The organism is Microcoleus sp. S36a_B3 (assembly GCF_036700745.1).
Lineage (GTDB): Bacteria > Cyanobacteriota > Cyanobacteriia > Cyanobacteriales > Microcoleaceae > Microcoleus.
Genome location: NZ_JAUBPN010000006.1, coordinates 65,262 through 79,253 on the forward strand (window position 1 = coordinate 65,262; position 13,992 = coordinate 79,253).

The window sequence follows — 13,992 nt, forward strand, 5'->3', positions numbered from 1 at the left end:
CCTCGGAATGAAATCATCTGCATTAATCTATGTTCATCTACCTGTCATGTGGGGTAGATATATCAATCAAAGTATACAATTCAATTCAATGTTATTCTTCCTTATGCCCTCTTCCTTCTTCCTTCTTCCTTCTTCCCTCTTCCTTGTTCATTCTTCCCTCTTCCTTCTTCCCTCTTCCCTCACATCAAAATCGGCGTAGATTCCGACTTGCTGCTAGCGTGACAAATGCGATTTTTACCTTCAGTTTTAGCTTGAAAAAGGGCGCTGTCAGCGCTGCGAATTAAGGTGTAGGGAGATTCCTGCGAATCAGGCATCGCTGTGGCAATTCCGCAACTGAGGGTAAGATAAGAGCCGATCGGCGATCGCGCGTGAGGCAATTTCAAACTGGCAATATCGTCGCAAATTTTCCGGGCGACAACGTTTGCCCCTTCGACGCTGGTATTGGGCAGCACTACGGCAAATTCTTCGCCACCGTAGCGGGCGGCAAAATCCCCAGCCCGCTTGCTAGAACAGGCGATCGCGCTGGCAACTTGGCGCAAACAATCGTCGCCGCCGACGTGGCCGTAAAACTCGTTGTAAAGTTTAAAAAAGTCGATGTCCAACATAATTAAAGAAAGCGGCAGTTCCTCTCTTGCCAATCTGCGCCACTCCAATATCAAAACGCGATCGAACTGGCGGCGGTTGGCAATGCCCGTCAGTCCGTCAGTAGTTGCCAGTTGCTGCAATTTTTGATTGGCTATTGCGAGCTGGCGGTAAAGTTGAGATTGTTCGATCGCGATCGCCACTTGATTTGCTAAGTGCTGTAAAAAATCTATTTCCCACTGCTGCCATTCCCTCATACCACTGCAATTGTATGCTGTCAGCATTCCCCACAATTTATTGCAATTTTCACTCCTCAAATCCGGCATACTAGAACCCTGCGCCTGCGGTTGAGCAGCCTGCCAAGAGATATAATCTTCCACTGCATCTGGTGTCTTTTCTGCTTCCCAAAAAGTGCCTTCTAGTCTGTTATTTGCCGTTTCCCAGTCGCTCGATTGCCAAATTGGCACGCTTAAAACTGCTGCAATTTCACAATCTGCCAGCAACTCTTTGTAACTGCCAGACAATTCGGCAGCGCTGACATCTGCTATTGCTTGTACCGACTGAGATTCGACCAAAACAAAGCATGACACCGCCATGGCAGCACTAATATTTTGATTTTCAATATAACCCAATGGCAAACCATCACCTGCGGCGATCGCACCTTGTTGCTCTTCCTCGTCGAGTTGAGAAGCCCAATCGTGACAGCGATAAATTAAAACGCGGTCTGTTTTCAGAAATTGGCGCACTTCTGCGACGGTACTTTGAAGAATGCTTGCCCCGTCTATTGACGATCGAATATGTTGGATCATTTGTCCCAACAGCCGCTCCCGGAGAGCTTGTTGTCGCAATTGTTCTTCGACTTGCTGGCGTTCGATCGCGTAATGGATCGCCCGCACCAGCAGAGTTCTGTGAAATCTTCCCTTCACCAAACAATCTTGAGCGCCCGATCGCAATAGCGACAGCGCCGTATTATCATCATTGATATCCGTCAGCACCACCACCGCCACTGTGGGCGATCGGGCTTTCAAAATGGCAATATCCTGCCTTCCTCCCAAGCTGTCTGACACTGACAAATCCAACAGTATTGCATCAAATTTTTCTGCTTCTAAACACGCCAGTCCTTTCTCCAGAGACTTAACAGTTTGAAGGCAAAACAGAGACTCGCTGAATGACCCTAAAAGGTCTTCAATCAGCGTCGCATCTGCGAGGTCATCCTCAACCAACAAAATTTTCAGACATTGATGACGTGTTAACACAACTATAGCGTTCGCAGCGGGTTGAATGAAACTTTTTTGTTTTGAAATCTATACTTACCCTGCAATATGTCGGTCTATCAAATGTAGCCTACAATCACACTATCCATCTCAACGTCAATTAAAGCTTACAGATCCCGACGCGGGAGCGAAACAATTTCAAACCAATACTTACATAAAGTCTTCATTACCTCAACCAATCCTTCAAAAGTGACTGGTTTAGATATGAAAGAATTAGCACCCAAGCTATAGCAAAGCAAGATATCTCCGCTGCGGTGCGAGGTTGTGAGAATCACCACCGGAATTTGTTGTAAATCCGGGTCAGCTCTGATCGAAGTTAGTGTTTCTCGCCCGTCTAGCCTCGGCATATTCAGATCCAAAAGTATCAAGTCTGGCTGGTGCCAATTGCTGATACCAGCATATTCACCGCGACCGTACAAATAGTCTAGCACTTGTTCTCCATTTTCCACAAATTTTATTTTAATTGTTAATCGCACTTCTCGCATTGCTTCCTGCATCAAAAAGCGCGTGTCCTCGTCATCGTTGGCTATTAGAAGAGTAAAGCTTTTATTGTTATAATTCACGACTTTACCTCACCACCAAGAAATTTTGTGAAGTAGGGGGACTTGGAGCGGTGTCCGATCGCCTGCAAAGCATCTCTAGTCCTCATCCGGCCAACCAAGCTGAAAAAATTGCCATTATGTTGCAACAATTTGAGACTTTGCATAATGCGCCAAGCTTTGCGAATTCGGCTTGTTTCACTTGGCACTCTGTCCGAGAACAGGCCAACTGCCAAGACATCACAAATGCTAGTCTGCGAATTACTAGGGAAACGACTGCATCCCAAAGCAAGATGCTCGGGATAAATTTGAAATAAACTGACAAGTCTTGCACGCACCGCTGATTGTTAAGTTGTATAAGGATCGAGCTAATATATTGATCGTGATAGATTTTGAACTCGATGTCATCAGTGAATATGCTACTCTTTTACCAGCATTTGTGTAAAGACAAGATAAAGTTATTTAAAATTTAAGTAAAACCAGTTTCAAAAAAGCATCCAAATCTAGGCCCGCGATCCAAGCCCGGACACCTATTCCCAATTCGCAATGCCCCAATTCCCCAATCTCAAATCTCAAATCTCAAATGGTTGATGACAGCAGGGGGACTCCTGACTTCACTTAGCTACAGGAAAAGAAAAATAAAAAGTCGAGCCTCGACCCGGTTCTGATTCTACCCAAAGGCTTCCACCGTGGCGATCGACAATTCTTTGACAAATCGCTAAACCGATACCGGTTCCAGAATATTCTTTTTGCGCGTGCAAGCGCTGAAAAATCTGAAAAATTCGCGGATAGTGCTCTTCGGCAATACCAATACCGTTGTCCTGCACCCAAAACACCCAGTTATCCCCCTGACGCAAAGCGCCCACCTGTACCACCGGCACCCTGTGGCTGCAGTATTTAATGGCATTGCCAATTAAATTTTGAAACAGTTGCAGTAGTTGAAAACAGTCACCTGCGATCCTTGGCAAATCGCCCCTAGTTACAGAAGCTTGATTCTGGCGGATCGCCAACTGTAAATTAGCGCAAGCATCATCAAAAACCAGATTACAATCAATTAAATCGAAACGTTTCTGACTGCGACTAACCCGCGAATACTCTAGCAAAGCATCAATCAGCACCTGCATCCGCAGGCAAGAATTAACAATATTGTCGAGAAATTTAATTGCTTGGGGATCGAGTTGGTTTTGAAAGCGCTTTTCTAATAGTTTAGCATAGCCGGCAATCGTGCTCAAAGGCGCTTGCAAATCGTGAGAAGCCACGTAAGCAAACTGTTCGAGTTCGGCATTAGAACGAGTTAATTCTTCAGCATAGCGGGTTTGAGTCTCTAAACTCGCTTGGAGCAATTCTTGTACCCGCTTGCGCTCGGAAATATCCTCGATCGCACAAATCAAATACTGCGCCGTCCCCTCAGCATCGCGGATTGTCGAAACAGTAACGTTCGCCCAGCGCACTTCCCCATCTTTGCAGAGCAAACGCTTTTCCAGAGAAAAAGTTTGCATCTCCCCGGACAACAGCAAGCGCACGTATTCCGTGTCAGCTTCGATGTCATCGGGATCAGTAATTGCCCGCCAATGAAGCTGCAACAATTCCGATTCTGTATAGCGGACAATTTGACAAAAGCCGGGATTCACCCGGATAAATTGACCGCACAGCGCAGTTTTCGCTATACCGACTGCCGCTTGCTCGAAGATTGCGCGGAAGCGTTCTTCGCTTTCTCGCAGGGCAATTTCGGCTTTTTTGCGATCGGTTATATTGCGAAATGTTACTGCCAAACCGTCGTTTAATTTGACTGCGACAAGGTGCAGCCAAACACCTGAATTTCGCTCGCATTCGTAATAAAATTCTTGGTCTACAGTTTCTCCTGTTTCTACTACAGAAACGTACAAATTAAATAACTTGCTATTACGAATTTCGGCAATTTCTACCAACAAATACTTGCCAACTATCTCATTTAATGGCACATCCGAAATTTGTTCAGCAGCACGGTTGACTAACAGCCACAGGAAATCCACAATATTTCCCTGATTGTTGCGGACAGCAGAATAAGCCACCACACCGTCTAAGGAACTATTTAAGATGCTAGCAAGCAGCGATTGCGACTGTTGCAGTTGAGCATTTTGCTCTTTGAGTTGCTGTTGCAGTTTTTGCAAGCTGACTTGCTTGTCGATGCGTGCTAAAACTTCTTCTATTTGAAATGGTTTGGCAATATAGTCCGCGCCACCAACTCGAAAAGCTTGTAATTTATCGTTAATATCATCTAGTACGCTTAAAAAAATCACCGGAATTTGTGCGGTTTCCGCTGTCGATTTCAGTCGGCGACAAACTTCATAACCGTTCATTTCTGGCATTCTAATGTCGAGTAAAATTAAATCGGGGCAATGGGCGATCGCAGAATTCAACGCCAGTTGACCGCAAATAGCTCGATAAACTTGATATCCCTGGGCTGTTAGTAGTTGAGATAAGAACCGCAGATTGCTCGGTTGGTCGTCTACCACCAATATTTTAATTTGGCTTTTATCCATTTATTTTAAACTCGATTGAGTTAAATCCATTATCCTGTCGAGCCGGTAATCGACAAGCAAATCTTTTAAAGCCTCAGCTAAAGTTGGATGACTTTCAGAAATGCGATCGACAATTTGAATCGCCAGCTCTTCATTAACATCATTAGCTGCGCCGTAGAGTTCCTGCACCCAACTTCCAGGCATCTGGGCCAGCAGTGGCAGGAAAAATGAATCGGGTTTTTCGCTGGCAAAATAACGCCGCCAAGCCCCCGCTTCCAGTCGGGGCAACTCTTGATAGATATAGCGCACTCCCAAGTAGCAAGCCATCTTATCAAAAAGGATTTGTTCTTGAAAAGGTTTCCGCACAAAATCGTCGCAACCTGCGGCAATAATTTCGCCTTTTCTTTCCTCAAAAGTGCTAGCAGTCAAAGCAATAATTACAGTTCGCGGCTTAGTTGGTTCCTCTTTAGCTCTAATTTGTTTGACAGCTTCAAAACCGTCCATTACTGGCATTCGCGTATCCAGCCAAATTAAATCCGGCTGCCAACTTTCCCAAAGTTCAACAGCTTGGAAGCCGTTTTCGGCTTCTCGGACTTCAAAACCAATTGGTTGCAGTATTTTTACCAGCAGCAGCCGATTTTCTTGATTGTCGTCAACTGCTAAAATCCGATAAACTGGTCTATCTGGTTCCACTCCGATTACCCGCTGCAAAGTCGCGACTGTTATTTCCGACGAAATAGCAGCAAATACTCGGATGTTGAATTTAAAACTGGTTCCCTCGCCTAAAACACTTTCTACCCCAATCTCTCCGCCCATTATTTCTACAAATTTTTTAGTAATTGTCAAACCCAATCCCGTACCATCAACCGCTTTTTTGCCAGCTTCTGTTTGCACGAAAGCATCAAATAAAGTATCAATTTCTGCTGCTGCTATGCCAACTCCCGTATCTTCTACTTCAAATAAAATTAAATATTGTTCGGCGCTGCTAGAACTAGGAGAAATTTCTGATGCTGCGGGATGGTGCTTGTCTTCCACCCTCGCTCGCAGCCAAATGCTGCCGCCGTTTTCCGTAAATTTCATGGCATTTCCCAACAGATTGATCAAGCAGACGCGCAGCTTTTTTTCGTCAGTTTTTATATATTGGGGAACATCGGTCTCCACGGAAAATCTCAGTTGGAAATTTTTGGTTTCAGCTTTGATTTGAAACATATCTTCGAGAGTGTCGAGGAGTTGATAAAGGTCAAAGCTGCGTTCGTCTAAGCCAATTATCCCGGCTTCTATTTTCGACAAGTCTAAAACATCGTTAATTAGTTCCAGCAAATGTTGACCGCTGCGGTTAATAATTCGGAGATTTTCGAGATTTTCGTGGCTCAGTAAAGAGTCGCGGCTCATGACTTGGGTGAAACCCAGGATGGCATTCAGGGGAGTCCGCAATTCGTGGTTCATGTTGGCAACAAATTGACTTTTTGCTAGGGATGCAGCGGCTGCGGCTTCTTCGGCTTTTTTGCGTTCTATTATTTCTTGTTGGAGTTCGGTATTGCGATCGAGCAATTGTCTTTTTAGTCTTTGGATAGTCAGTTGGTGTTCGATCCGCGCTAAAACTTCTTCTATTTGAAAGGGTTTTGTGATGTAATCTACCCCTCCAACTTGAAAGGCGGTTACTTTGTCCAATACTTCATCTAAAGCGCTGATAAAAATAACGGGAATTTCTGCTGTCTTCGGATCGGCTTTGAGCTGCGTGCAAACTTCGTAGCCGTCCATTTCCGGCATTTTAATGTCAAGTAAAATCAAGTCTGGAGAACCCGAGCGCGCGGCTCTAATTGCCATTTTGCCGTTGATTACGCCCCGGACTTTGTACCCCCCATCCGACAGGGTGGCTGATAAAACTTGCAAATTTTCTGGGGTGTCATCAACAATTAATATGTTGCCTTTATTCTCTTCTGTTTGATTTCCGATCATTGATGCTATTTGTTGTTAAATTTAAAATTACTAAAATTATGAAAATAGATGAAATTGTTATTGTAGCACTTGCTCGTGAATCACCTGCTTTTGTGTTTACAAAACTTACGAATACTAACCTAAAAAACCAAGTTTTTATAAGCGGATAGGACTCGGGTTAAAAAGTAGTTGGACGCGCCAATTATAGCGAGAAAGTACACCCGGACAAACCATACATAATTAGGCTCTACGTTCCAGACTTAAATAGTCGATCGACCTAAATCATCAATCATCCCTAACCCGCCTCTGTCCCCTAGAACCTCGAACTTCAACTGACCTCCGTTAAATCCGTTACATCCGTTATATCCCGTACATTGTTCGTTTGTCTAACTTCCTTCAAAGATTTCTAAACTCCTCAATCAAATCAATAATCCGATCGCACCGGAAGTTATTCGCCAAATCGGCGATCGCCCTGCTGAAACCAAGATTAATCGCAGGAATCGACGACAGCAGTCGAAAAATCTCCTCGTTATCAACCGCATCCGCCGCAGCGTACAATTTATCAACCCATTGGGCCGGCATCCCTTCAAACAATGAAGCATTCAGCGTAAAAGGTACATCAGCAGTTTCAGATGCCCAAACGTCACCGGGTGCGACAGCATCCGAACTCGGCGAAGCTTCTCGATCGTAAATATAGCGAACTCCCAGATACTTAGCCATCTTTTCCAGAATCACTTGCTCCCGAAAAGGCTTCGCCACAAAATCATCGCAACCAGCAGACAAAATCATCGATCGCTCCTCATCAAAAGCACTCGCCGTCAGAGCAATAATCACCGTTGCTTGACCTTTCAAATGCGCTTTAATTTGTTTGGTAGCTTCGTAGCCGTCCATCACCGGCATCCGCATATCCATCCAAATCAAATGAGGTGCCCAACTCGACCACACGGACACAGCTTCAACCCCATTTTCAGCGTCCCGCACCGCAAAACCAAGCGATGCCAGCATTCTGACTAACAGCAAGCGGCTTTCCAGGCGATCGTCAACAGCTAAAATCCGATATTCCGGCTGTCCCGGTTCCAGCCCCACAACCAAACGTGCTGTTTGAGCCACCTGAATTTTCACTGCATTTGGTAGCGAAACTTTAACATCAAATCTAAAAATACTGCCGTTACCGACACTGCTTGTCACCGTCATTTGTCCTCCCATTAACTGCACGAACTGTTGGCTGATCGGCAAGCCTAAACCAGTTCCTTCTTGAGCTTTTCTCCCGCTTTCTGTTTGCACAAAAGGTTTAAACAAATTATCCATTTCTTGGGCCGAAATTCCCGCACCCGTGTCTTCAACTTCAAATTGCAAGCAGCAATTGTCACTCGGCGGAATCTCTCCGCGATTTTTGTCTGACAGCAGCTCATGTTTGACCCTCAAATTAACACCGCCTTCCGCCGTAAACTTGATCGCATTTCCTACCATATTAATCAATACTTGGCGCAACTTGCTTTCATCCGTTTCTACATATTGAGGTAAGTCTGGAGTCGAATCAAAAATTAACTGCAAGCTTTTTTTTTCGGCTGGCAGCTTCAGCATCTCTTCAGTGTTTCTTAACATTCTGTGCAAATCAAAGGTGCTGTTATTAACTGTCACCAGCCCGACTTCAATTTTTGACATTTGCAGAATATTGTTGATCAGATCCAGTAAATGTTCCCCGCTGCGGCTAATAATTCCTAAGTATTGCTTTTGGTCGGCATCGAGGACTTCCGCACGGGCAAGCAGTTGGGTGAAACCGAGAATTGCGTTGAGGGGAGTTCGCAATTCGTGGCTCATATTCGAGAGGAATTCGCTTTTTGCCTTGTTGGCTCTGTCGGCTTCTTCTTTGGCTTTTTTCAGGGCTGTTTCTGCTTGTTTGCGCTCAGTAATATCGCTGGCTGTTCCTGTTGTACCGCTGATATTTCCGTCTGCGTCCAATCGCGCGATCGCCTTTGTATTGACATCGATCGATCGGCTATCTTTTCCTATTACTATACTTTCGTACTGAAACACATCATCTCCCGTCAACAAGCGCTGCTGCAGTTCCCTGTTCCAGTCTATTTGTCCGGGTGCCAAGAAATCGCCAAAAGAACATCCGAGCATTTCTTCAGCTTCGTAACCGTAGATTTGTTTGACTGCTTGGTTCACAAAAGTAATGTGTCCTTGGGCATCGCAAGACCAGATAATATCTTGGGAAGTTTCAACTAAATGGCGGTATTTTTCTTCGCTCTCTGCTAGAGCTCTTTCTGCCAGCTTGCGGGCAGTAATGTCCATCAAAGTTGTGAAGAGTTTTATCAGTTGCCCTTGTTCGTTGACCACTGGTTCTCCTCTGGATTCGATGTAGCGGATGAAGCCGCCTTCACTTGTTTCTGACGGGAAATTATCCGCACCAATTGTCGCTTCAGGCCGCACAATTCTAAATTCCAGACTGTAGCATTGTCCGCTAGCAATAGCAGCGTCGATCGTTGTTTGCCATTTTTGTCGATCGTCGGGATGCACGTATTGCGAAAACTCAGCTACTGTTGGCGCAGCCCGGGTTGAATCGAGACCAAAAACTTGAGATAATTCTTCCGACCAAGTAGTTGTATTAGCAGAGAAATCGCATTCCCAATTGCCGAGGCGGGCGATTCTTTGTGCTGCTGCTAAAGAAGCCGCTAAAGCGCGGAGTTTTTCTTCTGCCAATTTGCGATCGCTAATATCTTGAATCACAGAAATCACGCAAGTTTCGCCATGAATTTCAATGATTTCAGCAGACAGCAATCCAGTTCTGAGTTCCCCAGTTTTAGTGTACCAATCAAATTCGTAGTTGCGAACAATTTGTTGTTCCCCTAACATTTCAAACAACTTTGACCGGGATTCTATACTTTTCCAAATATTAAAATCGAGCGCCGTGCGATCTAGAATCTCTGCTGCTGAATAACCGATAGTCTGGCAAAATGCCTCATTAATTTCTAAATAACTACCATCTTGAAATCGGGTAATAGTAATCGGGTTAGGAGAAGAACGAAAAGCTTTAGCAAACTTTTCCTCAGACAAGCGCAGTTGTGCAGTCCGTTCCTCCACTAAAGTTTCTAATTCTTGATTCAGCGTTTGGAGTTGAGCATTTTGTTCCGCTAATTGCTTCTCCATAAAATAGCTGTTGACCGCTTCTTTTACGGTCAACTTCAAATCTTCTGACTGCCAAGGCTTCGATATATAGCGGTACAACTTAGCATATTTAATAGTATTCGCCACTGCTTCGAGGTCTGCTTGTCCCGTCAGCATAATTTTGATGGTTTTAGGCAAAATTTTGTGAATTTGCTTCAGCAATTCGTCCCCTTTAATATTCGGCATCAGATAGTCCGAAATTACTGCGACAATTTCGCTGCCCTCTGCCAGCAATTCATCTATTAACTCTAAAGCATCTTCGCCCCCTTCAGCAATTTCTAATAAATGTTCTTCTCCCAGAGCTTTTTTTAACTCGATTTTCAAACTTTCAAGAATTATCGGTTCGTCATCCACGCAAATAATCACAGGTTTATTGTTCATATTTTTGCCAAACCAGATTTTATAGTTTCTACTAATTCTTGGCCATCCCACGGCTTATACAAACATCGGTGCAAGTTCGCTTGCTTTTTTACCCGTTCTATTGCAACTTCGTCGGCTTGACCTGTCAGCATAACTTTCACAATTTTGGGATATTTTTGGTGAACCTGGATTAAAAATTCATCTCCTTTAATACCGGGCATTAACCAGTCCGATACTATGACCAAAATATCGCTTTCATCTTCTTCTCTAAGTTCCTCGATAATTTCCATAGCTTCATCGGCATTTTCTGCTACCTCATACAGGTAAGCATCGCCAAATTCTTTTTTAAGTTGAATTTTTAAACTATTTAAAACCACAATTTCATCGTCAACGCACAGAATTACTGGTTTGGACATAAAATTTTACTCATCTTTGAGTTTTAAATTAGAGGGAGATTGCGCCGAATTTTTAATTTCACTCAGTGATTTCGACCGGCAAAGATACAGTAAACTTGGTTTGACCTGGCACGCTTTCTACTTGCAGTTTACCTTGGTGTTTTTCAATAATTTTGTGAACTATATCCAATCCCAAGCCGCTGCCTTCTCCAGCAGATTTAGTCGTAAAAAAAGGCTCAAAAATTCTTGGCATAATCTCAGGAGGAATGCCTTTGCCGCTGTCGGTAATACTGACAAAAATTGTCTTATTTTGGTGTTTTACATCAATTTTTAAAATTCCTTTGTTGCCCATCGCTTGTAAAGCATTGTGAAGCAAGTTTGTCCACACTTGATTTAGTTCATCAGGATAGCATAGCACAAAGGGCAAATCAGTACCATAGTTTTTTACTACTTCTACACCGTGTTTGATTTGGTAGTGGTAAAGCGTTAAAACGGTATCAATGCCGTCAGTAATATTTGCGATAGCCTTGGAGCCAGACTGGTCGTAACGAGAGTAGCTTTTTAAAGCAAAAACAATTTTTGCAGCCCTATCTGTCGCAGTAGCAATATTTTTAGTGCTTTTTTGTACCGTAGCGAATTCGTAGGCAATTTGTAAAATATTTAGATTTTTGGGGTCTTTCAACAAAGGTAAAAAAGGTTCTACGTTATTGCAGATACCAATATCTAACAATGTACAGGCAAGGCTATCTGCGTTGTCAATTGCTTCTGATTCTAATTGCCGCTGCACAAGTTTTTTCAACTGACGTTTTTCTTTACTAGATAACCTGTCTGTTTCCTCGCTTGATTTATGCAGTAGGGCAAAGAAATCCTGCTGCCGTTCCGGGGATAGTTGCTGAAAAAATATCGGTAAATGCTGCAATTGTCTGCCCCAGAAGTCGGCGATGTTCTGCACAGAGGAGCGAATCGCCCCCAAGGGAGAATTGATTTCGTGGGCAACTCCGGCAATTAACTGTCCGAGTGCTGCCATTTTTTCTGATTGAATCAGTTCTTGCTGAGTGCGCTTTAGTTCTTGCAGCGTATGAGCTAATTCCGCATTTTTTTTGTGCAGCGCCGACTCTGCTAGTTTGCGGTCGCTGATGTTACGAGCAACCCAAATTACAGCATTTTTTGAGAACAAAGAAATACAGGCAGAAAACCAAATTTCGCGATCGGCTACTGTTAAGCTATAGTCGAAATTGATGGTTTTTTGCGTTTCTAATACTTGCTTAACTAACTTCCACCAATCATCTGGGTTATCTTCATCAAAAAAATGTTCTATAGTCAAGCTGACTGTATCGCAATCAGGATCAGAAAAGGCTGCTGTATTGGTCGGCAAAACTTCTATGTTGCCCTGAATGTCGAGTACGAGAACGATATCTGTCATGGCTTCAAAAATTCCGCGAACTTTGGTTTCAGAAAAATATAACTTTTCTTCTAGCAATTTGCGTTCGCTAATTTTTTGCTGCAATTCTTCGTTACTGGCAGCTAGTTGAACAGTGCGCTCTTGCACTCGCTGTTCGAGTTCGGTGTTCAGGCGTCGGACTTCCTCTTCTGCTGTGGCGCGGTCTTGTATTTCCTGCTTTAACTGACTGTTAGCGTTAATTAGTTCTAAAGTTCGCTGTTGAATTTGTTCTTCTAAATTTTCATTTAAAAGTCGCAGTTGTTCCTCTACTTCGCTTCTCAGAAAAGCTTCTTTTTGCAATTGTTCGTTCACTTCTTTTAACTCCTGAATTTTATTGATCACTGTTTCTTGTAAAAGCTCGATATTGTGCATTTCTACCGGATCTAAAACCTGCCGCAGCGTACTTTGGGTCACAATTCCGGCTAAATATCCTGCTGCGTCATTACCTCAGAAATTGTCAGCCCTGCTAGGGGTATTTCGCTAGCAGTTATTTGGACAACATCGCGCTCCGTCAAAATCCAGATCGGTTGCCGCTCAAACGCGATTAAAACGCAACTGGCGCTCGCCTCAGTCATGGCGGCGATCGCAACTTTCAAGGGTGTGTCTGGAGGTAGCACAGGCGGTTTGAGGTCGATCGCCTGTTCGAGCAAGTGTTGGTTATCATAAATTGTGGTTGACATAAATAAGCAAATTAAGGGGTAGAAATCGAAGTATAATCTGCAATTAAGACACTATAATAATTAAATATTTGCTTTATTTATTACCCCGCTCTCGGAATTATGAAAGTTGATCGATCGGCGGTTGAGGCAGCAGGATTATAAAGTTTACGTTATTCTGAAACGACAATTAATACTATTTTAAATTTGACCTTTTACAGTGTCAACAGCCCGATTGCGAGCGAAGTTTAACATCCGTCTAATATCATTTTTGATTTGACATTTTTCATTAAAAAATTAACAATTGGGAATCACCGATCGCATAACGGTTTAGAACGCGCCCCTAAATTTGTATGTTTTTAACCAGCCCAAAAATGGATACCGTGCCACGCAATTCTCTCATATCAATTCCGGTTGCACTCATACATGATGTTAACAGTTAACAGTTAACTGTTAACAGTCAACAGTGAATTTACTATTCCGATGAAGAGAGAATTTGATATCATCTAGAGCCAAAACATTGAGATTCCTGTATTTGCTCCGGCGATTCACGGCACTGCAAGTAAATCTCAAAATCTCAACTCTAAAATCGAATGACATCCGTCTAAAGTTGCATTTTTGGTCGTACATCATATAATTTCGGGTGCAAAGCGGGCTAAATGGCGATCGAAATTGACACAGTAAACGTCCTTTGACCGATCGCCGATCTTACTTCTATCTTAGCCGAATGTTTTTCGACAACTTTCTTAACAATATCCAATCCCAAGCCAGAGCCTTCGCCAGCGGGTTTTGTGGTAAAAAACGGGTCAAATATGCGCGGCAAAACCTCCGGCCCAATTCCCTTGCTGCGAATATTTGACGATAACGAACATCCTCTGATTTAAAGCTCTCAGCTATATGCTGAAAACTCCACAATTGTCCATCGCTTGTAAAGCATTGTGAATCAGATTTATCCAAACTTGATTTAGTGCAGCCGCTGATATGTGTCCGCAGCGATCGCCCCAAATATTCTGATACTTGCCTGTTACCGCTAAGCCACGAGCTTCATCAATTCTTCATAAATCTAAAATCTAAAATCTTTAATCTTTAATCTCAAATGGTAGAACCCTGCCTTTGCGAGCTAGCATTCAAGGCA

9 protein-coding genes are annotated in these 13,992 nt (G+C 43.5%); all 9 read right to left on the reverse strand.

What is annotated here, in order from left to right; translation table 11 throughout:
- Positions 1-179 precede the first annotated feature (179 nt).
- Positions 180-1,838, reverse strand: coding sequence for a diguanylate cyclase domain-containing protein (locus tag QUA01_RS09010; protein ID WP_333089476.1), 1,659 nt, complete (start codon positions 1,836-1,838; stop codon positions 180-182).
- Between the two features lie 125 nt (positions 1,839-1,963).
- A complete protein-coding gene (locus tag QUA01_RS09015) occupies positions 1,964-2,419 on the reverse strand; it encodes a response regulator (RefSeq protein ID WP_194065847.1) in 456 nt (151 codons plus the stop codon).
- A 590-nt stretch (positions 2,420-3,009) separates the two neighbouring features.
- Positions 3,010-4,917, reverse strand: coding sequence for a PAS domain S-box protein (locus tag QUA01_RS09020; protein ID WP_333089473.1), 1,908 nt, complete (start codon positions 4,915-4,917; stop codon positions 3,010-3,012).
- Positions 4,918-6,855 (reverse strand): ATP-binding response regulator, encoded by a 1,938-nt coding sequence (locus QUA01_RS09025; protein ID WP_333089471.1) that lies wholly within the window; start codon positions 6,853-6,855, stop codon positions 4,918-4,920.
- Positions 6,856-7,230: 375 nt separating this feature from the next.
- Positions 7,231-10,386 (reverse strand): PAS domain S-box protein, encoded by a 3,156-nt coding sequence (locus QUA01_RS09030; protein WP_333089470.1) that lies wholly within the window; start codon positions 10,384-10,386, stop codon positions 7,231-7,233.
- The gene (locus tag QUA01_RS09035; RefSeq protein ID WP_194008497.1) at positions 10,383-10,781 is read right to left on the reverse strand and encodes a response regulator; all 399 of its coding nucleotides are present in this window, start codon (positions 10,779-10,781) and stop codon (positions 10,383-10,385) included. Before QUA01_RS09035 ends, QUA01_RS09030 begins: the two co-directional genes overlap by 4 nt.
- A gap of 58 nt (positions 10,782-10,839) precedes the next feature.
- Entirely contained in the window at positions 10,840-12,615 is a 1,776-nt protein-coding gene (locus QUA01_RS09040; RefSeq protein WP_333089467.1) for an ATP-binding protein, read from the reverse strand.
- A gap of 8 nt (positions 12,616-12,623) precedes the next feature.
- Positions 12,624-12,881 carry a hypothetical protein gene (locus tag QUA01_RS09045; RefSeq protein ID WP_333089465.1) on the reverse strand — a complete coding sequence of 86 codons (258 nt, stop codon included), beginning with the start codon at positions 12,879-12,881 and terminating at the stop codon, positions 12,624-12,626.
- Between the two features lie 631 nt (positions 12,882-13,512).
- Positions 13,513-13,680, reverse strand: a complete 168-nt coding sequence (locus QUA01_RS09050; protein WP_333089463.1) for an ATP-binding protein — start codon at positions 13,678-13,680, stop codon at positions 13,513-13,515.
- Positions 13,681-13,992 lie beyond the last annotated feature (312 nt).

Excerpts from the sequence above, each read along its gene's own strand:
- QUA01_RS09020 (WP_333089473.1), bottom strand. The coding sequence starts at position 4,917 with ATGGATAAAAGCCAAATTAAAATATTGGTGGTAGACGACCAACCGAGC.
- QUA01_RS09025 (WP_333089471.1), bottom strand. The coding sequence starts at position 6,855 with ATGATCGGAAATCAAACAGAAGAGAATAAAGGCAACATATTAATTGTT.
- QUA01_RS09030 (WP_333089470.1), bottom strand. The coding sequence starts at position 10,386 with ATGAACAATAAACCTGTGATTATTTGCGTGGATGACGAACCGATAATT.
- QUA01_RS09035 (WP_194008497.1), bottom strand. The coding sequence starts at position 10,781 with ATGTCCAAACCAGTAATTCTGTGCGTTGACGATGAAATTGTGGTTTTA.
- QUA01_RS09045 (WP_333089465.1), bottom strand. The coding sequence starts at position 12,881 with ATGTCAACCACAATTTATGATAACCAACACTTGCTCGAACAGGCGATC.